The 19983-nt window shown below is 50.7% G+C and carries 19 protein-coding genes; 10 read left to right on the forward strand and 9 right to left on the reverse strand.

Annotated features, from left to right (window positions below; translation table 11 throughout):
* A partial coding sequence (locus tag AC5JLP_RS25740) for a Crp/Fnr family transcriptional regulator (protein ID WP_496070691.1) occupies positions 1–448 on the forward strand: 448 nt, incomplete at its 5' end.
* A 101-nt stretch (positions 449–549) separates the two neighbouring features.
* Here AC5JLP_RS25740 and AC5JLP_RS25745 read toward each other — a convergent pair.
* Positions 550–924 carry a response regulator gene (locus AC5JLP_RS25745; RefSeq protein ID WP_496070692.1) on the reverse strand — a complete coding sequence of 125 codons (375 nt, stop codon included), beginning with the start codon at positions 922–924 and terminating at the stop codon, positions 550–552.
* A 298-nt stretch (positions 925–1222) separates the two neighbouring features.
* On the opposite strand from AC5JLP_RS25745, the gene AC5JLP_RS25750 reads away from it, so the two are divergent.
* The 3 genes from AC5JLP_RS25750 (at position 1223) to AC5JLP_RS25760 (ending at position 3446) form a co-directional block, all read left to right on the forward strand.
* Positions 1223–1669, forward strand: coding sequence for a response regulator (locus AC5JLP_RS25750; protein ID WP_496070693.1), 447 nt, complete (start codon positions 1223–1225; stop codon positions 1667–1669).
* A 3-nt stretch (positions 1670–1672) separates the two neighbouring features.
* On the forward strand, positions 1673–1804 hold the full coding sequence (locus AC5JLP_RS25755) for a hypothetical protein (RefSeq protein WP_496070694.1): 132 nt from the start codon (positions 1673–1675) through the stop codon (positions 1802–1804).
* A gap of 943 nt (positions 1805–2747) precedes the next feature.
* Positions 2748–3446, forward strand: coding sequence for a hypothetical protein (locus AC5JLP_RS25760; RefSeq protein ID WP_496070695.1), 699 nt, complete (start codon positions 2748–2750; stop codon positions 3444–3446).
* Between the two features lie 108 nt (positions 3447–3554).
* Here the strand turns inward: AC5JLP_RS25760 and cax are convergent, their stop codons facing one another.
* Both cax and AC5JLP_RS25770 read right to left on the reverse strand, forming a co-directional pair.
* Complete coding sequence (cax, locus tag AC5JLP_RS25765) at positions 3555–4658, reverse strand: calcium/proton exchanger (protein ID WP_496070696.1); 1104 nt, start codon at positions 4656–4658, stop codon at positions 3555–3557.
* Between the two features lie 639 nt (positions 4659–5297).
* Complete coding sequence (locus tag AC5JLP_RS25770; protein ID WP_496070697.1) at positions 5298–5474, reverse strand: hypothetical protein; 177 nt, start codon at positions 5472–5474, stop codon at positions 5298–5300.
* Between AC5JLP_RS25770 and AC5JLP_RS25775 the strand changes: the two genes are divergently transcribed.
* On the forward strand, positions 5473–5724 hold the full coding sequence (locus AC5JLP_RS25775) for a hypothetical protein (protein WP_496070698.1): 252 nt from the start codon (positions 5473–5475) through the stop codon (positions 5722–5724). The two genes, AC5JLP_RS25770 and AC5JLP_RS25775, sit on opposite strands and share 2 nt — an antisense overlap.
* Before the next feature lie 279 nt (positions 5725–6003).
* Here AC5JLP_RS25775 and AC5JLP_RS25780 read toward each other — a convergent pair whose 3' ends face one another.
* From AC5JLP_RS25780 to AC5JLP_RS25795, 4 genes are all read right to left on the reverse strand, one after another.
* Positions 6004–7542, reverse strand: coding sequence for a GAF domain-containing sensor histidine kinase (locus AC5JLP_RS25780; RefSeq protein WP_496070699.1), 1539 nt, complete (start codon positions 7540–7542; stop codon positions 6004–6006).
* A gap of 209 nt (positions 7543–7751) precedes the next feature.
* A complete protein-coding gene (locus AC5JLP_RS25785; RefSeq protein WP_496070700.1) occupies positions 7752–8747 on the reverse strand; it encodes a pentapeptide repeat-containing protein in 996 nt (331 codons plus the stop codon).
* A 170-nt stretch (positions 8748–8917) separates the two neighbouring features.
* The gene (locus tag AC5JLP_RS25790) at positions 8918–11185 is read right to left on the reverse strand and encodes an adenylate/guanylate cyclase domain-containing protein (protein ID WP_496070701.1); all 2268 of its coding nucleotides are present in this window, start codon (positions 11183–11185) and stop codon (positions 8918–8920) included.
* 375 nt (positions 11186–11560) lie between these two features.
* Positions 11561–12280, reverse strand: a complete 720-nt coding sequence (locus AC5JLP_RS25795; protein ID WP_496070702.1) for a cation diffusion facilitator family transporter — start codon at positions 12278–12280, stop codon at positions 11561–11563.
* 315 nt (positions 12281–12595) lie between these two features.
* Between AC5JLP_RS25795 and AC5JLP_RS25800 the strand changes: the two genes are divergently transcribed.
* The 3 genes from AC5JLP_RS25800 to AC5JLP_RS25810 all read left to right on the forward strand — a co-directional run bounded on the left by AC5JLP_RS25800 (position 12596) and on the right by AC5JLP_RS25810 (position 16889).
* The gene (locus tag AC5JLP_RS25800) at positions 12596–14632 is read left to right on the forward strand and encodes an AMP-binding protein (RefSeq protein WP_496070703.1); all 2037 of its coding nucleotides are present in this window, start codon (positions 12596–12598) and stop codon (positions 14630–14632) included.
* 179 nt (positions 14633–14811) lie between these two features.
* Complete coding sequence (locus tag AC5JLP_RS25805; protein WP_496070704.1) at positions 14812–15261, forward strand: YlqD family protein; 450 nt, start codon at positions 14812–14814, stop codon at positions 15259–15261.
* A 332-nt stretch (positions 15262–15593) separates the two neighbouring features.
* A complete protein-coding gene (locus AC5JLP_RS25810) occupies positions 15594–16889 on the forward strand; it encodes a dihydrolipoamide acetyltransferase family protein (protein WP_496070705.1) in 1296 nt (431 codons plus the stop codon).
* A 148-nt stretch (positions 16890–17037) separates the two neighbouring features.
* On the opposite strand, the gene AC5JLP_RS25815 is transcribed toward AC5JLP_RS25810, so the two are convergent.
* The gene (locus AC5JLP_RS25815; RefSeq protein ID WP_496070706.1) at positions 17038–17922 is read right to left on the reverse strand and encodes a tRNA (5-methylaminomethyl-2-thiouridine)(34)-methyltransferase MnmD; all 885 of its coding nucleotides are present in this window, start codon (positions 17920–17922) and stop codon (positions 17038–17040) included.
* 321 nt (positions 17923–18243) lie between these two features.
* Here AC5JLP_RS25815 and AC5JLP_RS25820 point away from each other — a divergent pair, with 321 nt between their 5' ends.
* The gene (locus AC5JLP_RS25820; protein ID WP_496070707.1) at positions 18244–19218 is read left to right on the forward strand and encodes a hypothetical protein; all 975 of its coding nucleotides are present in this window, start codon (positions 18244–18246) and stop codon (positions 19216–19218) included.
* 87 nt (positions 19219–19305) lie between these two features.
* On the opposite strand, the gene AC5JLP_RS25825 is transcribed toward AC5JLP_RS25820, so the two are convergent.
* Positions 19306–19497, reverse strand: a complete 192-nt coding sequence (locus AC5JLP_RS25825) for a hypothetical protein (protein ID WP_496070708.1) — start codon at positions 19495–19497, stop codon at positions 19306–19308.
* Between the two features lie 67 nt (positions 19498–19564).
* Here AC5JLP_RS25825 and AC5JLP_RS25830 point away from each other — a divergent pair, with 67 nt between their 5' ends.
* Complete coding sequence (locus AC5JLP_RS25830) at positions 19565–19957, forward strand: hypothetical protein (protein ID WP_496070709.1); 393 nt, start codon at positions 19565–19567, stop codon at positions 19955–19957.
* Positions 19958–19983 lie beyond the last annotated feature (26 nt).

Here is a 19983-nt window from a genome sequence, read left to right on the forward strand (position 1 = left end):
GCTTTCGCTTTATCGTCGAGGCCCTATCTGTCGCAGGCCTTGTTTAATTTGGTATTACTTTCCGCGCAATGCCATCATCTCGTTAGTTTCTACTCTAGAAGATGGCTCAACAATGGAAGCTGGTTTAGTCAGGCAGGAAGGGGTGGCGGGCATGCCAGCTCTGATCAGCGGTATGACCAAAGCCCATCGTGCTTTTGTGCAAGTTGCTGGTGAGGGATGGCGTGTGAAAGTGTCAGCCATCCAAAGCGAGCTCGATCGCGGCGGTGCCCTTCAAAAGGTGCGGCTCCGCTACTTCCAGGCACTATTGACTCAGGTGCTACAGACAAGCGTTTGCAATCGGTTTCATACAACCGAAGAGTGGCTAGCCTGCTGGCTGCTGTTAGTGTCTGATTGTATGCAGTCAGATACCTTTTCACTCACACAAGAATTGATTGGTCATCTCATCTAGTGAAGAAACCGCATCGAAAGAATAGAATCACAGGGGCCACCGTCTAAAACCGTACAGAAATCTAACTCATAAATAGTTATGTTTGTTAGCAGAAAGTCAAGTCACTGACACAAGTTGCCAATCCTGATAAGGAGTTCATCCATATCAACTGGCTTACAAATTAAATCATTCGCTCCCGCTGCTCGCGCCTGCTCGAAGTCGATCGCTCGATCAGCCGTAATTAGTACGATCGGCAGCAACGAAAAACTTTTACTGCCACGCAAGCGCTGCGTCACTTCAAGACCGCTCATGTCAGGCATCATGACATCCAACAGCACAAGATCTGGTGGCGAGGCTTCAATTTTGGAGATCGCCGTACTGCCACTACTAGCTACATCAACCTGGTAGCCTTCGATTTCTAAAAGAAGTTTCATTAAAACGAGATTGTCGGCAATGTCGTCGACAATCAAAATGTTGTAATTCTGAGTAGGATTCATTGAAGCTGGAGCTTCTATTAAAGAAGGGATTTAATCAAAGTTGCTATGTGTAGCAATGATCATGCCTTTTATCAGCAACTACATGATCCCTTAGATAGAGCAGGGTAAAGGCAGACTATGCTGCTAAGCCTACCCTTAGAAGTTACGGCTTTATTTCGTTCACAATCTTGAGCTTTCGCTGGACTTTTTCTTGTGGCTAAAGTTAATTGCTTTATTCAGTCTGGCCTCACCTCTACGCTCAGCTCATCAAATCTGACGAGACAGAAAGTTTCACAACACAAGAGGGTTGCTATCTAGAGTGAACTCAACCAATTGTGGAGAATACGGGGCACCAATTGTTTTACCGATCCTAGATGGTCTACGGGTGCTGGTTGTAGAGGATGATCCCGACACAGGAGCGCTGTTGAACTTCATCCTTACTGAAATGGGTGCAATGGTATGTGAAGTGGCTTCGGCCCAGGCAGCGTTGATAGTGATAGTAAGCGAACCGTTTGACCTGCTTATCAGTGACATTGGGCTTCCAGGTATTGATGGCTACACACTGCTTCGTCAGGTGAGGGCGTTGGCAGCAGAAGCGACTGCCCAGATCCCGGCTATAGCGATTACAGGTTTTGCCGATGAGCAGTCGCGTCTAAAAACTTTGTCAGCAGGGTTTCAGCGCACACTGATAAAACCGACAGATATTGATCAATTTATGGCGATCGTCATTGAGCTATTGGTTGGCCCAGATCAAAAGGATAGGTAGGGAGTGGCTACATGGAAGCGTCAACGAGTCGTTCATCCACTTAAGGGACTGCAAGCTGTCTTGAGTCCCTTAAGTGAACTTGGTGCGATCGCGTTGCCGTTCAGCGCGGATAAGCCACGAGCAAAGAAGCTTTAAAGCACTGCTCAGTCGCATTACAGGCCGTCGTGCTGTAATGCGACTGAGCGCTTAAACTTGTGTGTCTGATACCGATTTAAAGAATGACGGCTACAGATCAATCGGTGGGTAGGGGCAAGGCAATGCCTTGCCCCTACAGGATGTGTCGCATTTTCAATTCAAATTGGTATGAGAGGTCTTTTGTTGTCGGTTGGGTTGAACGGCATGAACCCCAACGCCAATCAAGATTGGCTGGATTAGGCTAACGCTTTTCTGGCATGTCGGAACGGCTTTGCCCAACTTACGAGATTCAAAGAGTTTCAGGCGTTTTGTTAGCCAATCAGCTTCCTTCCCCGTCTATTGCCTGCCATACGCTTTAAGCTGCTTCCCTCAAGTGAGAGAAAACGTTTGTTTGGTTCCCCGTGTCTCTACGGAAGAAAGTTCGAGGAGATGAGGGTTAGTCATCTAGTGCTGCAAGCTTGTGATTGCTATAAGTTTCCCAATCCTGCTTACTTTATGCAGTCTTTATAAGGCATTCGCACGCAAATTCAAGGCAGGGAACTAACAAGCTCTCGTAAATCCATGTCGTTCAAGCGTTTGTCAGGCAAGTGTTTGCTTTTGGCAGAGACGCGCTTAATAAAGTCTCCGTAATCGCACTAGGCAACGCGATTAAGAATTAGTTAGTTTACAAATGTGGCGTGTACTTGCTGTTGCAGTAGACCTTCAGCCAGTAATTCTACAGATTATCTTTAAATCCCTGAGCACTGTAAGTGTCTTTAAGAATGGTTCTCATTTTTCAATTTGAATGCAGTACTGATTAAGTCACCAAAAAGCAACTCTTCTTACGCGTGTAGGTGTATATCGTCGCAAGTTTTAAGAGAACAAGTACTGCTGGGTAATTGCTCTCCTTTCAACAAGCATTGTGATTGTGTCAAGCCTTTCGCATCAAAGCATCTGATTAGCCATGCCTATTCTACGAAAGCCTACACCTAACAAGACAGCCACATTACGCTGGGCAGCGATCGCAGGCCTGATCACTGTTGGACTTTTAACAGGAGACAAACCCGCTTACGCCTTTGGAGTCACTTATAACTTTACTGTTCAAATTACTAGCAATGCCTACGAAGTACAGGGTTTGCTCAGCGGTATGACTGAGCAAGGTAGTTTCACCTATGACACCGATGTCTTAACACCTTACAGCTCCATTGGAGTAATAGAAACTAGCAGCGAACAATATGCCTCTGCTTCAAGAGGAGATTTGACTCTTACATTCAACTTTCTAAACAATATCTATACCGAAAAAAACGATTTGAATTATGGTGACAAGGTATATGAGCCTGACTATCCAGCTGCTCTTTTTACAAATGGTAAATTGACTGGGCTAGATTTTCTTGTCGTACCGTCCCTATTCCAACCACCCCAAAATGCGCTCGGTTTTCGTATCTACAAAGATGCATTTTACGCTGGTGCAATCGGTAGTTCCGCTAGCGAGAATGGGTTACAAGTTGGGACTGTTTCGTACATCAACGCAGCTGATATACCTGCACCACCTCCCCCCAGTACAGGTGTCGCGGCTGTCCCTGAACCATCTGAGATCGGCGGCGCGATCGTTGCTGCAAGCGTTTTAGGCTTTTGGATCAAAAAAGCAAAAGGTAAAAGGTAGAGAGCCTGCTGGGCTGACAGATCGTTTGCGGTCGGTTTAGTCGAACGGGGTGGAAACCAACGCCGAACTTGCTTTGGTTGGGTTTCACTAACGCTGCCCTGCTTCTTCCTACGCTGGATGGAAGTAGAAAGCAGCTCCTAAAACGGCGTAGGTTGCCAGCAGCAGCACGCCCTCAAGCCAGTTGGAGCGCCCGTCGAGACTGATAAGGTTTGCCAGTGCGACTGCGATAATGATGGCAACAACTTCAAATAGGTTGAAGCTTAAATCCATTGGTTGCTCGATCGCCTGACCCACTAACACCAGAATGGGCGCAACGAGTAGTGCCACCAGCAAACTTGATCCCATTGCCACAGATACGGAGAGATCCATATTATTTTTGATCGCAACGCGCACCGCTGTAACATACTCTGCGGCTCCACCGACTAACGGCAGCAGGATCACGCCTGTGAACAGTGGTGTTAGCCCTAACCCTTTTGTCGCTTCTTCCACTGCGCCAACAAAAATCTCAGATTCAAACGCGACGGCGATCGTCGCTACCAGCAGCACTCCGATCCAAAGCGGTAAGTTGGGTTTGTGGTGATGCAAGGTTGCAGGGGCACTGGCATCATCTCCTTGTTCGGCTTCTAGCTCGACGACTCCTACATCGTAGAGATAGCTGTGAGTCTTTAAGGAAAATAACAGCGTGAGTGCATAGACCACAATCAGCACGATCGCCACTGTGATTGAAAGGCGATTCACAGTCACCTGCTCCACGACATTTGAGGTTGAAATGACCATCGCCGGGAGCACAATTGCCGTCACTGCAAGCGTCATCGTCGAACCATTCACCCGCGCCACGATCGGCTGAAATTCTTGCTCCTTATAGCGCAAACCACCCAGAAACATGGATAGCCCCATAACCAACAACAAATTGCTGATAATCGTCCCTGTAATGCTGGCTTTAACGATGTCAACCAAGCCTGCCTTTAAAGCGGATAGCGCAATAATTAACTCGGTGGCATTGCCAAAAACGGCATTCAGCAGCCCGCCAATTGATGGCCCCGTTGCTACGGCAACTTCCTCAGTTGCGGTGCTCAGCCAAATGGCTAGTGGCACAATCGCGATAGCAGACGTAATAAAAACCACTAAAGCATCCCACTCTAGAGACTCTGCCACAATGGAAATCGGCAAGAAGACTAGCAAACCGAGAGAAACAAGGTTTTTGATTGACATAGCGCTAGTGGGGAAATAAGCGGTGAATGGGTAGTAGAGAAAGCCGTATCATCAGCTACAAGCGTTGCCAGTTTAACCGAAGTTGCCAATGCTTTAACCTCAAGCTTAAACTTTAGCGACTTGCAGCAACGTAGCCGCCCTCCTAATTGGCCCTCTTGCTGTGATGCCCTTTTGCTGTGAGCGCCTTCTGTGAGTATGGGCGCAAGGTTTACACAGTCTTTCATTAGGGTTCACCCAACAGCAGGCTACTAACTGAGCACATAGGACAGTTCATGAGACAAGCAGCTTTTGGAGACTGTAGCTTTGCTTAGCCCAACTCTAACTACCAACTTCAATCCCCAACTCAACCACTGACGTCACCACTAGAAAAAGGCTTATATCGATTTAAAGAATGACGGCTACAGATCAATCGGTGGGTAGGGGCAAGGCATTGCCTTGCCCCTACAGGATGTGTCGCATTTTCAATTCAAATTGGCATTACCTGATGGGTGTAATTATCACCATGACCCTCAGCTAATCACGTCTTGAGAGCAACCTACGATGAGATAAAAAAATAAGCCCCCGGAGGTCGGTGGGAGCTTAAACCTGTAAAGGAGTAATGAGGTTATAGTTCAATTGTACTAAATCAGAACAGCTCTGTCAACCTTGGGTAAATTTTTGGGCGAATGTTGTGAATTTCTCGGCAAACCTAATATTCGTTGCGGAATTGCAGTGCGCTGGTGTGGAAAAGTAGACAAGTGTTTCATCAGCCCAGCCACACGTTGCATTGGTTGATGAATGCTGTGATGCTTGCCCCTCATCCAATGGATCTTTCATGCCAAACTCCTCTTCTTCAGCTCCAAGCGCCACATCATCTGTACCCGCCAGCTTGCCAAATCAGGCCGCCCCTTCAGCAAATAGCATCCCCAACGATGCGATGCTTGGGAGCGTGATTGTTGCTGTAGCGCTTAGTGTGTCTCTATTAGCGCTGGGCTACAAGCGGTATCGTGCGTGCCAGCGATCGCGTCTGCTGAAACGACAGATTGCCATGCTAGAAGCCATGTGGCGCATCAGTTCAAAAAAATGAAGAGCTGCGGCTCCAACCTGTTTAGCACGACAGAAGGGGTGAAAGCCCCCTTAACCACAACGCTTTTGGGTTCTGAAGAGGTTATCCCACTGCACGCTCCAGCGACGTTGGGCTGGATGCTAAAGCTAGCGTCTTTGCATGGCTTGATTGCGATGCTTACGTAGCTTGGTGGTTCGCCTGATTGAATCACTTCTGACTTGTATAAAAGGCAACCGCAGTGAAGTAGCCGTGAGGCCAAATAGCAGTTGCACTGTGCCGGATCATCTAGGGGTATTGAGATCAGGGGGTAAACCCGTTTATTGTGTCAGGCTGATCAGTCTTTTGAGGCAAGCTGATGACATAGCGATAGCCAGTTTCAGAGGTGTTCTGAATTGTAATTTGACCATTGTGCATTTCAGCTAGATGGCGGCTGAGCAGTAAGCCAAGATTTCGGTTGGACGGGGTCTTTGCCTCTTCTAACACCACATTAAGGCGCTCGGTGGCAGTTGCCGTTTTCGCTGCGGTGCTTCTCAGAGATACCTCATCATTGAGTGCTGAATGAGACGAGTGGTAACCTGTCGGCCTGTCTAAGTCGGTGCTGTATGCGATCGGTAATGGCAAGGGAAGTGCCGCAGCCTGAGCATTGACCTCTGGATAGGGGAGACCTTCTCCAAGCCAGGGATGCGACACCCATACGGACAGAATGAGATTGTTGTTGCGATGAGACACATGAATGCGAATAATGCTACCAGCATTGGAGGCGTGAATTACGCTAAACACCAGATGGTAGAGCATTTGCCGGACTTTGTCCTTGTCTAAGAGCCAGATTCGTCGCCCCGGTTCTACAGATAGGGAAATTTGTTGTTCGCGGCGATGGGCTGCTTGAGTCAGGGTGTTAATTGCTTGCTGACACAACATTTCAATATCGACGGAGACAAGCTGCAACTGGCTGCTGTCTTTGAGGTTTGAGAGTTCTAAGATCTCATTGACCAGCGATAGCAAGTATTGTCCACTATGGTGGATAATCCCTAGATATTCCTTTTGCTTGCTGGTGAGCGGGCCGTAGATTTCGCGGGTGAGTACGCTAGCCATCCCCATGACTGAAGTGAGGGGTGTGCACAACTCTTGTGTCAATTGGCTTAGTAACTCCACTTTTAGTTGGCTGGCGATCGTGGTGCTGGCAAGGTCCGTTGTCGCGGTATGGTCAGAGACTTTTATATCAGCCACTTTGGCAACGCTTTTGCGCACGCTACTCTTGTCCAGCGTTGGCAAGATTGCCTGCTGTTTTAGGGTTTGCTGGCGTTCAAATTCGCTCATGCTCCAGCGAGCAGTCAGCTCTAGAAACTCAATGTCTTTGTGAGTAAAGAGGTGGGGTCTCAAGTCCATCACCGCCAATGTACCAATACAGAACCCCACGGACGTTGTTAGAGGCACGCTGAGATACGCCCGGACGCCGTACTGCTGGGTTAACAGGCTGTTTGCAAAGGCCGGATGGGTAAACGTGTCTTCGATCGCCAACACTTGATGGCTATCCACCACATGCGTACAAAACGATTCACTGCGCGGTAATTGACGCGATGTTGCCAGCTCGTTCATTAGCCCTAGCCGGGACAGTCCTGTAGAGGACTTGAAGTGTTGGCTGTGCTGATCCATTAAGCTCAGGACAGAAACAGGCGTGTTTAAGAAGTGTGCAGCTACCTGAGTTGCTTCATCAAAGACAGCAACTTGCCCCAGATCGAGTAGTCCCAGTTCTGCGATCGCCAACATGCGCCGCTGCTCTCGTGCTGCAACAGTTTCACCGTCAAGGCGACAAAACAACCGATTATCAGGGTGTATCATTCCGAGCCTTTGTCCCCCGTGTGTCACCGTAGAACTCTTGCCAAACCTCAGTCGAACCTCAGGGCCTTTGAGGAGTGGCTTTCAACTATACCCATCGTTCCCTAACATTTGAAGGGATGAACGTCTAGGAGCAGGAGAGATTACTGAACTTTCTGCCTCATCGGTTTTACGGGCAGGAAAGAATACGGAGAGCAGAGGATAACGGGCAATCATTCGTGCGTTGACCCATCGGGTAATGTTGCGCCTTGAAGGTTAGTTCCAATTAAATTAGCGCTACTTAGTTCCGCTTTTGCCAGATTTGCATCAGTCAGGTTTGCATCGCGCAAGTCAGCACGTCCAAGATAGGCTTCAATGAGGGTTGCCTCGGTCAAGTCAGCATGATGCAAGGTTGTTCGACTCAAGTCTGCTCGATTAAACCGAGCTCGTCGCATGATTGCGTAAGCAAAATTGACTTTACTTAACGTAGCTTGGGTCAGGTTGGCTTCCGTCAGATTGACGTTTTTTAAGGTTGCGTCGGTAAGGTTGGCGCGTTCCAACTTGGCGTTCGTCAGATTGGCTTGACTGAGATCTGCGTCAACGAGAACAGCATCGGTCAGGAAGCTACTTTGTAGCGTGGCTCCGATCAGATTGGCTTCCGTAAGGTTGGCTTCTCGCAGACTGGTTTCAGTCAAGTTGGCACGGCGCAAATCGGCTTTGGTCAGGTCTGCACCATTGAGATTGGCACCTCGCAGGTCGGCATGGCGTAAATCAACCCCACGCAAGTTAGCACCGTCGTAGCAGCGTTTCTCGTACCGCAGGTTGGCACCCCGCAAACAGGCTCCCCGGAGATTTGCGCTGCCTAAGTTCACGCTGCGCAGATCTGCACTAATCAGGTTGGCATCAAGAAGGGTTGCCAGGGTAATATCGGCCCCCCGCAAATCCGCACCGTAGAGGATCGCACCGTGGAGGTCGGCATCGCGTAGTTTGGCGTTAATCAGGTCAGCTTGACTCAAATTGGCACCGCTAAGACGAGTGCCGATCAAGTTTGCCTTGCTCAGGTTCACGCGATTGAGGTAAGCCAAAACCAAATTTGCTCCACGCAGATCAGTACCTGTGAGGTCTGCGCCAATCAGGTCAGCTCCGCCTAGATCAACGCCACAGAGATTGGCACCTCGAAAGTCGGTTTCGCCTGCTCTGTAGCGTTGCAGTAGCTCGATCGCATCCATCGTATGTGTCGTTCCAGCGATTCTAAGGTGTTTGCTGATGGTGCCAGCAGTCTAGTTCTCCAACAGCTTGAACGGCGTGACTGCGCGCAGTGTTCGGAAGGAAAGGTCTGGTTATCTGCCTAGTGTGCCCATTGGTTTTTACGACTTACGGTTTGCAGCTTGAGCCACTTTTAGTCCACGGCTGTTGAGACAGAGGGCAAACTGGTTGCGGGTGCGATCGTGCGGTTAGTTTCGACGATCGAAGTAGCTGGAAGGGGTACATGGTCCTCTGGTGTAGACCCATCAAAAATGCCAGTTGGCTCAGAGGCTGGCGGCAAAAGTTGGCAGGTATAGTCCTCTTCATCCGCAATGCTGGCAAATTCTAAGGTCGTCTCCTCAAAGTCATCAAGTTTGAGTTGGGTCGGGTCGGTAAGAGCCTCCAATTGCCGCGTGCTGCTGTACAGGTAGTAGGTACGGAGGCATTTGATCACCGCTTCGGCCGTTTGCACCATTGCTTCTGGTTCTGGCAATCGGCGTGCAGCGCCAAAAAGGCAAGCTTCTAGATCCGTGTAGGTTTTGCAAAGGCTCAGGACATGGCTCAACAAGCTATCCAAGTCATGCTGTTTCAGGGTGCTCCAGGCTTGATGGGTGAAATCAAACGGTTCGTGTAGTGCGGAGAAGAGCAAAATTTTTGCTTGTAGAGGGTTGGCATACTTCATAATGCCGAGCCGAAAATCGAACAAGTTCAGGGAAGCGTTTTGGGATGGAGAGGGAGATGAAATGGCAATCACTCGATCGCTGGCTTCTACTACCATCGGCTGTTCTACTGCTGCAACCTCAAAAGCGGTCTCTGCTACGTCGTTGGGTGGTGGCTCTGGTGCAGTCTGATAGCTAGGGTAGAGCGGCTCCAGCTTGGCAACGATTATCTGGGCGATCGCGCGGTATTCATCCTGCTTGTTCAGCGTTTTGACCACAGCTTGCATAGCCGTTTCGAGTTGCTCGACGGTGCGCGTCATTTGATGCACGTTTTGCAGCAGGCTTTCTAGAGGCAACTGTTCCAACTTGCTGGTGTCGGTTTCCCATTGGCGGCAGCAGACGTAAAGCAACAATTTTTTAATCCGCAGGAGATTTGGCTCTGGCTCCAGGCTATGGGCGATCGCCGCATACAGCGTGGTCGGCTCTGTGGAAGGGGGTGAGGCATCTAACGGTGCTAACGCTTGTGGTGGTTGAGGCTGAGCTGTTGCAGACTCTGGTGTCGATGCGTCATAAAGCCGCTTGAGTTTACTGGTAATAGCATTGGCGATGAGTGAGTATTCGGCTTGCTTGCTGAGCGTTTGAACGAAGCTATCGATCGCGATCGTGAGCCGTTCCAGCGTTGGCATGGATTGATGCAGCTCTGCAATCAAGTCTTGCAGACGAACCCCATCTAACTGACTCTGATCATTCTCCCAGCGCCGTTTACAGACATAAAAAGCAAGTTTCTTAATGCGGGTACCGTTGCCAGTGGCTTCGAGTTCGGCGGCAAGCTTTTCGTAAAGGGCATTGATCGACTGAGGCGATGACAGATTCTCTGGTGTCAGGTTGTAGCAGGTGGGATCCTCATCGCGATCGACTGCAGTTGGGTACAGGCGGCTGACTTCTTTGACAATGATGTTTGCAATTAGAGAGTATTCGGCGGGCTTGCTGAGGGTTCTAACAGCGGCATCCAAAAAAAATCTAAGGCGCTCTGGTGTCGGTGCCAGCAGCATCACTTCTTGAATCTGATCCGCAAGATTCAGCAAATTCAGCTTGTTGTGATCGCTCTCCCAACTGTTTTTACAAGCGTAGAATAAAAGCTTTTTAACGCGAAGCAGGTTGCGGCTTTGCTCCAGATTGCGAATCGCAACGAGGTGTGGATTTAGCACCTTGGATTCTGGCGACATCAGAATCCGATAGACCGGCACGACTTCACGAATGTTTTTGAGTTCGCGTGGGCCAAGGTAGTCGCTTTCGACGTGTAGGCTGGCTTTGATCACATCAAAGACGGTTTGAGAAATGCAGATGCCGCCTGGTTCTGCTTCCGTTTGTAGACGTGCCGCGATGTTTACGCCATTGCCCATTACGTCGGTTTCTGTAATGAACATGTCTGCCAAATGAATGCCAATGCGATGTTCAAGTGCATCTTCAGGCGCAAGTTGAGCGACTTTTTCGGTCAGATTTTTTTGAATCTCCATTGCACACTCGACGGCTTTGACCGCGCTGATAAAGCACATGAGCAAGCCATCACCAGTGGATTTTAAGACGCGTCCTTCGTACTGGCTGCACAACTGCTTCATGTACTTGAGATCGCGGCGAATTAAGTCAAGGGTATGGTCTTCATCGACAGACATCCTGGCACTAAACCCAACACAATCGGTAAACACTACTGTGGCGAGTGTGCGCTGTCCTCTCAGTTCTGATGTCAGTAAGTCGTTTTCCATGAAGTTTCGACTGGCAAGCAGCGTACAGGCTATGTGAGAGCAGTCATCGTAGGTGCATGGCGTTTATGAAGGGATTAAACAGTCTGTAAATGAAGCGTTGAGCGTGTTCGATCGCAAAAGACCGCTTTTGCCTCCTTTAAAGCAAAAAAACCTCAAAGGTCAAAAGATCAATACAAAGTGGTCATCCAGTACACGCTATACAGACAGTTCAATTGTAAACACTCCTTCTCATAGAGTGCCCTAATGTCTAAAGTTTTATACGGTCTTGAGGAGATTGGGATGAGAGGAACCGTTTTAAGTGTTGAGCGTCGAGTGCTGAGAACGCTTCGGCGTCTTTCTGTTGGAAGTGCTGATTTAAGCTTGACTCTCGACGCTTTATTCAGCTTCTTGCTCCCTGGCTTCTACCTCCTTGCTTAAGCTGTATGCACTTCTCACGACCAGCGGCACCGCGCCGAACAGAATCATGGCAGCGATCGCTAAGCTGATTGCTCCATCTGCCCAGAACCAGTGCAGCAGGGCGACGGCGATCGCAGCAACAATAACCCCAATGCAGCTCATGGCATCGGCCAGCACGTGCAGAAAGGCTCCTCGCAGGTTGAGATCATACTGACTGCCGCGATGCAGAAGAGCGATGTTGATACTGTTCACAATTAGACCAACGCTTGCTGTAATGAGCATGGGCAGGCTAGCGATCTCGTCCGGAGGGCTTTGCAGACGTTGTAGCGCTTCCCAACCAATCCACAGGGCGATCGCAATGAGTCCTAGCCCGTTGACTAATGCAGCCCAAGTTTCCCAGGCGGTTTGTGGTTGTGCCTCTGATGGTGAGTCTGCTGTGATGCTGCCGAGTGAATCGCTGAGCAAACTAGGTTGTGTCGACTGTGCGAGACGGGTCGCAACGAGTGCCAGCACCAACGCCAGACTATCTGATGCCATGTGCCCTGCTTCTGCCACAAGCGCTAAACTGCCGCTGGTCACACCGACCATCAGTTCGGCAGCGGCAAAACTACCAATTAACAGAACGGCGATCGTTAGCTGCGTTTGCTTGGTCTGTGGGTCGATCGCGGCATGATGGCAGTTGGCGGAATGTTGATGCATGAGCGGGGAAGAGAAGTTTTGAGTTTTGAGTTGTTTCTACCTTTTACCTTCTACCTCCTGCCTCCTGAAAGCCTTGCTGTAAGCTGGTTTAATCTTACCTTCTACTCGTGGCAGCTTGATGGCGCGATCGACCAGTTTGTGTGTTTGCACCAGGCTATGAGTAGATGCTGGCAAATGTGTGGCCTTAGGATGCTGGAGTGAGCAATCACCAGCCATGACATTTTAAGAAGATGACATTCCAAGAAACGGTATAACCTCAGTCGTCGATCGGCCGATCAGGTCATAAGATGATGTCAAAGCTTTAGGAGTTACGCGATGAATCGTTCCCACACAGCTTCTACGACTGCCCAGGAGCGTCAGGCCCTGAATCGACTGGATTACAGTCAGGCAAATTCGCTGCCGGAGATGTGGGCGATCGCGGTACAGCGCTTTAGCCAGCAGACAGCAGTGTGTGACCCACACGCCCAGCCCGTCGTGAAGCTAACCTATGCTGAACTTTATCAGCAGATGCAGCAGTTTGCGGCAGGGTTGCAAGCCTTGGGTGTGCAGAAAGGTGATCACATCGCGCTGTTTTCGGATAACAACCCGCGCTGGATTGTGGCTGATCAAGGCATCATGGGTGCAGGAGCGGTTAATGCGGTGCGTGGTTCTCAGGCCGATTGGGAAGAGTTGCTGTTTATTCTGGCGAACAGCGACAGTACGGCGTTAGTGGTGCAAGACCAGGCAACGTTGAAGAAGCTTGCGCAAGGTCTGGAAGCGCTACCACTTCGGTTCATTGTGCTGCTAACGGACGAAACGCCACCATCAATCGGCACCCTGAAAATTTTGAACTTTTCGCAGTTGATGGCTTTAGGCGCGGGGCAACCGCTTCAGCCTGTGCAGCTAGAGCGCAATGCGCTGGCAACGCTGATGTATACCTCTGGCACGTCTGGTATGCCCAAAGGGGTGATGCTGAGCCACAGCAATCTGCTGTCTCAGATTAGTGGTGCTTCTGCGGTCGTGAATCCGCAGCTTGGACGGGTGTTGAGCATTCTACCGATTTGGCATTGCTACGAACGCTCCTTTGAGTACTTTACCTTCGCTTACGGTTGCACTCAGGCGTATACTAACATCCGCTATGTCAAAAAGGACTTAAAGGAATTTAAGCCCAATTACATGGTGGCAGTGCCGCGCCTGTGGGAATCCATCTACGAAGGGGTACAAAAGCAGTTTCGGGATCAGCCCCCCCAAAAGCAGCGCTTGGTAAAGCTCTTTTTTAACCTGAGCCATCGTTACGTTGCGGCTTGGCGGATTCTGCACGGCGTGAGCCTGGAAAATCTCAAGCCGTCGATCGCCCAACGACTCGCAGCAGCAATTCAAGCAGCCGTCCTGTGGGCTCCCCATCAATTGGGCGATCGCCTGGTTTACCGTCAAGTCCGTGAGGGGATTGGTGGTGAAGTCAAGTTTCTGGTTAGTGGCGGTGGTTCGATCGCCGAACACCTAGAAGACTTTTTTGAAGTGGTGGGTATTGAAATTTTGGGTGGCTATGGCTTGACCGAAACCGCTCCCATTACCCACGTCCGTCGCACCTGGCGCAACATTCGTGGTGGCGATGGGCAACCCCTACCCGATACCGCAACGCGCATTGTTGAGCCTGAAACACGCCAGCCAGTACCCCTCTACAAGCAAGGTCTGGTGCTGATTCGCGGCCCGCAGGTGATGCAGGGATATTACAAAAACCCTGAAGCAACGGCAAAGGCGATCGACCCCGATGGTTGGTTTAATACAGGCGATCTGGGTTGGGTGACTGAGCATGATGACCTGATTATTACCGGGCGGGCAAAAGATACGATCGTCCTCACCAGCGGCGAAAATATCGAACCTCAACCGATCGAAGATGCCTGTCTCCGTAGCTCCTACATCGATCAGATCATGCTGGTTGGGCAAGATCAGAAAGTGCTGGGCGCGCTGATTGTGCCGAATTTAGAAGCGTTGCAGAAATGGGCGGTGGCACAGAATAAGGCTTTGGAGCTACCGGAAGCGGTCAGCGGTCAGCGGTCAGCGGTCAGCGGAAAGGAGTTAGGAGCCGGGAGTCAGGAGTCAGAAGCAACTCAAAACTCAAAACTCAAAACTCAAAACTCTTCTTCCCTCACCCTTGACAGCAAACCCGTGCAAGATCTCATTCGTCAAGAACTCACTCGCGAGGTGCAGAATCGTCCGGGCTATCGGGCAGATGATCGCATCGGCATGTTTCGGCTCATTCTGGAACCGTTTTCAATTGAAAATGGCCTGCTGACACAAACGCTAAAAATCCGGCGGAATGTGGTGACGGAACGCTACCAGGGTATGATTAACGAGATGTTCGTTGGGTAGTTTGGCAGGTATAAGCCTAGTCTTGAATGAATAGTGATGGCTGAATGGGTGGCATCAGCGCACTTGTTTGGTGCAATGCACTGTGTGGAATGTACTGTATGGGTGCAGCACGGTTGTCTTACACTGCTCTTGCCAACGAACGCACTCTAACTCCTCAACCTTTTTCCTGACCCAAGTTTATGGATGTTTCCCAATCTCATCTGCTGCTAAAGCGCACGGTTAATGTGAAGGCGATCGTGACCGCTCGCTGGAAAGAAGACGCACAGCAACAGCTACAAGCCCAGCTCAACCAGCTTGACAACCAGCTTCAACAGCTTGAAATGCAGGGGCAGCGTATGATTGCTGAAATTCAGAAGCAAAGCCTCAAACCTCCTGGCCCTGAAACACTGCAACAAATCGACAGCATTCAGATTCAGGTCAATGAGAAGAAAAGCGAATTTCTGGAGCAAAAAAATCAAATTTTGCAGCAGCTTCAGCAAGTCCAGATGCTAGAGCTAGATCAAGAAGTCCAGCAGGGTCAAATAGACAGCATTTTCCGCGTAGAAACGGGCGAAAACCTGATTGAAAAAATGCAGGTTGAAATTTTGCTCCGCGACGGCATTGTTGAAGCCATTCGAGGTGCCGTCTGATCATTCGCTAACCGCAAACCTCGGAGGTTTTATCCAGAAACCGAGCATAGTGATCAGATGCAGCAGCTCAAACCTCCGAGGTTATAGGCAACGGTTATAGTCAACATGGGTCAGTCCTGAATTTGTTAACTGTAAACTGCTTGCACATGATTACGAATGCATAGTCAGACACATCATGCGTCTTTGCCGCTGTGTCAGAGTAGTGATCAGTGCCTTTGACACTATGCCAAAGTAGTGATCACTAGTCAGTAGAGGTGCGGCAATGAAGCTGACCGCTGGCCGCTGACCGCTCTTAAACGCTTTCACTTACATTTCAGATCGGAACTCACTCCATGATTTACGAAGTCTTCATGCCTGCGCTTAGCTCCACCATGACCGAGGGCAAAATTGTGTCCTGGGTTAAAGAACCTGGCGATAAGGTTGAAAAGGGCGAAACTGTTGTTGTGGTTGAGTCTGATAAAGCGGATATGGATGTGGAGTCCTTCTACGAGGGCTATCTTGGCGCGATCGTCGTTCCAGCAGGCGAAACGGCACCTGTCGGCGACGCGATCGCTCTGATTGCCGAAACCGAGGCCGAAATCGCCACGGCTCAGCAGCAAGCCTCTGGTAAAGCGCAAGCTGCCCCTGTCGAAACTCCAGGCGCGATCGCAGATACCAAGCAAGAAGCTGTCGCTGCCGTCGCTGCACCCACTGCCACTCAAAATGGGGGCTCAACCCCCTCAAACGGTCGTACCGTTGTTTCTCCTCGTGCCCGTAAACTGGCAAAAGAACTGAAAGTTAACCTGGCGACTCTAAGAGGCAGTGGCCCTCACGGACGGATTGTGGCAGAGGATGTGGAAGCAGCGGTGGGTAAGCCTGCGGTGAAAGCCCCCACATCGCCCCCACCGCCCCCACCCTCTGTTACCCCACCTGTGCCAAAAGTAGCCGCAGCGGCTCCGGTAGCTCCAGCCGTTGCAGGACAGCAAGTGCCGCTCACAACCTTGCAAAACGCTGTTGTGCGGAACATGGTTGCCAGTCTGGAGGTGCCAACCTATCACGTTGGCTACACCATCACGACCGACAATCTGGATAAGCTTTACAAGCAAGTCAAGTCTAAAGGCGTGACCATGACGGCGCTGTTGGCAAAAGCTGTTGCGGTCACGCTGCAAAAGCACCCGCTGCTGAATGCTAGCTACGTCAATCAGAGCATTTCCTACCCATCGGCAATTAATGTCGCGGTGGCCGTGGCAATGGAAGATGGCGGCTTAATTACCCCTGTACTGCAAAACGCGGATCAGGCGGATCTCTACACCCTATCACGCATCTGGAAGGATCTGGTCGATCGCGCTAGAGCAAAGCAGCTTCAACCTGTGGAATATAACTCTGGCACCTTTACCATTTCCAATTTGGGGATGTTTGGGGTCGATCGCTTCGATGCGATTCTGCCTCCTGGCACGGGTGCGATTCTGGCAGTCGGCGCGTCCATTCCGACCGTTGTAGCCACTGATGATGGAATGCTGGGCGTGAAACGGCAGATGCAGGTGAACCTGACCTGTGATCATCGCGTCGCCTATGGTGCTCATGCCGCTGCCTTCTTGAAGGATCTGGCGAAGTTGATTGATACGAATGCACAGTCGTTGACGTTATAGGGGGCAGGGAGTAGGGGGAGCAGGGGGGCAGGGGGGCAGGGGAGATACGGAGATTCAACTCACATTCAGCCGTAGACTTCTCTTCAAACTCAAAACTCAAAACTCAAAACTCAAAACTCTTAGTCCGATCGCCAATCGTTGACCACTTCTATTGAATCTGCCACCGTCGTCGCCAGTTTGAGGTCGATTCCAGTTGGGATAGCGCCTGCTCTTGCTGATGACGCTCCAGAATCACGTCCGCTGGGTCGCTCAAAGTGGGGTCGCGGTAGGGAATGGCTGCACGCGTTTGCAGATGTTCCTGTTCCATCGGTGCAAGGGTTGGCAGCGTTTGCTGATCAAAGCTGCCGATCGTGCCCTGCGACCACTCATGAGGGAGATGGGTTGCGCTGAGTGGAATGGTGCCGATCGCTAGTCCTGCGGCTTGCATGGCCGATCGTACTGCGGCGGCGCGGGAATACGTAGCTAGCCTGCCATCGGGGGCCAAACAGCGTGCGACGAGTGCAAAAAACTCGATCGTCCACAACTGCGGACAGCGGCGCGGTGAAAACGGGTCAAAGAAAATAGCATCGGCCTGAAATACTTGCTGGCAAAGAGTTTGAATGGTTTGGCGTGCATCTCCAACGAGAAGAGTCGCTGTCAGGCGCGGTGTGATGCAGGTATGGGTTTGTGCTATTTGCTGCAAAACCGTTTGTACCGTGGGTGACCAGCTAGCGAGAAGGGGAGGGGCGATTGCAGCCTGTGGCACGGTTGCATCCAACTCCAAACCGTAGAGCGCTACATGACAGGTGGGATTCACAGCCCAAATCGTTTCCAGAGCAGCGGCAGTGTTGTAGCCCAGGCCGTAACAAACATCCAGTAGCCGCACATGGTTTTTCTGCGCTTTTTGCGCTAACTCTGTTGCCTGAGCAAATTTCTGAAATGCTTCTGCCTTCGCCCCCTGACGACTGTGAAACGCCTCGCCAAACTCTTCGGAAAAAAAGGTAAAGGAGCCATCATCCGTTGGCTGCGGTATCCAGGGCAATAGGCTTGGCATTCTAACAGCGCGATCGAAAAACATCTGGTAGAAAGCGTAACGCGAGTGCAACCTGGCTGTTGATCTTTCTAGAAGCTCATTGCGCTAAAGATGCCTTCAAGTGGCTAACGCTAATTGCTCTGATCGATCGCAGCATCTTGCCAAAGCAATACATTTGTACTAAATTTTCAACAGTGCCGCCTTCCTCGGTTCATCCTTCGCGAGTCCTGGTGTTTCTGGAACACTCTGAATATGCCCCACGATCGCCGCTCATTAAAGCTTTGCGTACACGTCTTAAATAGGCTTTCCATCCCATTGCAACCTGGGTTCAGGAGTTCCTTTGTGGTGTTGCTGATCCTGATGGCGTGGATGCTGCCAGCACACGCTCAGGGCTCGATTAACCTCGATTTCACGGTGGCTCAGACCGAGCAGAGTCACTCTGAACCAGCCGCCGCAACGCCAACGATCGCCAGTCCTTCTGAGGCGAACAAGGATGGGGCGAACAAGGATGACGATCGCAAGCAGGACACGATCGCGCTATCTTTTGCGGTGCCGGAGAAGCAAGCAACAACCATAGCCTCAAACCCAGCACCAGTCGTCAAAGCAACCGCTCCTACAGTGGCTGCATCAGACCTGTTTGTCGGTGGCTCAAATTCCTTAGTGGCGCGTACAGTCGGTCATGCAGAAGGCACTCGCACCGCCGATGGCAGTAAAACCCGTGCTTATTACGGACACTCCGATCCGGGCAATGGCGTTTGGAATCTGGGCAGTTTTTCATATCAACACGCGGCTCAATCTCCTGAAGAGGCTGACGAGAAGCAGTTACGGCGTTTGCAGACACAGGCAGACACCCTTCGGCAACGAGCGGCATCCCATCGCCTGACGCTTTCTCTGGAGGAGGAACTGAATGCCATTGACCTGGCAAATCAGGCACCACTGGCCGCGTTGGATACACCTGGATATATTGAGTGGCTCAAGCAAGCGCGCGATCGCGGCCTTTCAGGTTCAGAAGCGGTACTTTGGGCGCGTACACAGTCCTACTGGAACCCGCGCCGGAATCGTTGGGAAGCCCCTGGACTGGGTAATACAGAAGATGGGATTAGCCATGACCAAAATCGACGACTAACCGCGATCGCCCGTGCATTAGACCACTATCAACAGCAGCAAATCGCACAGCAGCAGGAACACGATCAACCGCAGAACGATCGGCAAGCCAAAATTGCCAACAAACCACCTCAAGAGCAAGTGGCTGACCGAATTATTTTTCAAGACCTCTCTTCACCCAAAGCCGAAGCAGTTGCCCAGGCTAGCCACTAAGGAATGCAGATTTAATAAGGTGCAATTCTTTCTGTAGGGACGTTACATGTAACGTCCCTACTCTTTAGATTTAAGATGGGCTACTGCTCATAAAAGGCCGACAGCCATCTTCACCCGACACCCGTCACTCGATCGCTGTAATGTCACGAGTCTTTGACCGCATCTAAAGATTTCTTTAAAGGCGATCGCGATCATTCCACGATCTTCCATTACAATGCGCGTAACCCGATTCTTTTCAAGGCCAATGCGATACGCACGATCGGTGTTATCTCCCAGCACGCGCTACATCCCCTCACCACGCTGGGAACGGTGGGACACATCCTAATGTCTTCAGGAGTTTTTACCAATGTCATACTTTTTCTCGCAGGCATCCCTTGCCGTCGAAGTTTTCAGTATTGGTTACCTTGCTAGCGCCTTTGCAGTCCACACGCATCGTCGCATGAGTCAAGTTCCCGGTTGGCGAACCTATCAAGCGGCTCAAGCGAGTCAACATCAAGTAACGGTACCTGAACCAGGTTCGTCCACCAAGCGCAAGCTCTCCCCAGTTGAACAATTGCGGCAGCAGTGCCAGGAAGCTGGTATTAAATGGCGTAATGCTCACGGGAAGAACAAGCATCTCAAAAAAGCGGAAATGCTGTCTGCTCTTCAACAGTTGGAACAATCTCGACGGTTAGAAGAGAAGAAACGAGCCAAGACGGTGCCAACAGCACCAGCCACCTCGCCGAAACGGGCGGCATAACGATTCACGATGTCACGTAAGAGCCT

The sequence above is a fragment of the Stenomitos rutilans genome (genome assembly GCF_059505485.1).

What these genes read in the sequence shown, in the direction of transcription:
- AC5JLP_RS25745 (WP_496070692.1), bottom strand. Translation starts at nt 924, where the DNA reads ATGAATCCTACTCAGAATTACAACATTTTGATTGTCGACGACATTGCC.
- AC5JLP_RS25760 (WP_496070695.1), top strand. Translation starts at nt 2,748, where the DNA reads ATGCCTATTCTACGAAAGCCTACACCTAACAAGACAGCCACATTACGC.
- cax (WP_496070696.1), bottom strand. Translation starts at nt 4,658, where the DNA reads ATGTCAATCAAAAACCTTGTTTCTCTCGGTTTGCTAGTCTTCTTGCCG.
- AC5JLP_RS25775 (WP_496070698.1), top strand. Translation starts at nt 5,473, where the DNA reads ATGCCAAACTCCTCTTCTTCAGCTCCAAGCGCCACATCATCTGTACCC.
- AC5JLP_RS25770 (WP_496070697.1), bottom strand. Translation starts at nt 5,474, where the DNA reads ATGAAAGATCCATTGGATGAGGGGCAAGCATCACAGCATTCATCAACC.
- AC5JLP_RS25780 (WP_496070699.1), bottom strand. Translation starts at nt 7,542, where the DNA reads ATGATACACCCTGATAATCGGTTGTTTTGTCGCCTTGACGGTGAAACT.
- AC5JLP_RS25785 (WP_496070700.1), bottom strand. Translation starts at nt 8,747, where the DNA reads ATGGATGCGATCGAGCTACTGCAACGCTACAGAGCAGGCGAAACCGAC.
- AC5JLP_RS25790 (WP_496070701.1), bottom strand. Translation starts at nt 11,185, where the DNA reads ATGGAAAACGACTTACTGACATCAGAACTGAGAGGACAGCGCACACTC.
- AC5JLP_RS25795 (WP_496070702.1), bottom strand. Translation starts at nt 12,280, where the DNA reads ATGCATCAACATTCCGCCAACTGCCATCATGCCGCGATCGACCCACAG.
- AC5JLP_RS25800 (WP_496070703.1), top strand. Translation starts at nt 12,596, where the DNA reads ATGAATCGTTCCCACACAGCTTCTACGACTGCCCAGGAGCGTCAGGCC.
- AC5JLP_RS25805 (WP_496070704.1), top strand. Translation starts at nt 14,812, where the DNA reads ATGGATGTTTCCCAATCTCATCTGCTGCTAAAGCGCACGGTTAATGTG.
- AC5JLP_RS25810 (WP_496070705.1), top strand. Translation starts at nt 15,594, where the DNA reads ATGATTTACGAAGTCTTCATGCCTGCGCTTAGCTCCACCATGACCGAG.
- AC5JLP_RS25815 (WP_496070706.1), bottom strand. Translation starts at nt 17,922, where the DNA reads ATGCCAAGCCTATTGCCCTGGATACCGCAGCCAACGGATGATGGCTCC.
- AC5JLP_RS25830 (WP_496070709.1), top strand. Translation starts at nt 19,565, where the DNA reads ATGTCATACTTTTTCTCGCAGGCATCCCTTGCCGTCGAAGTTTTCAGT.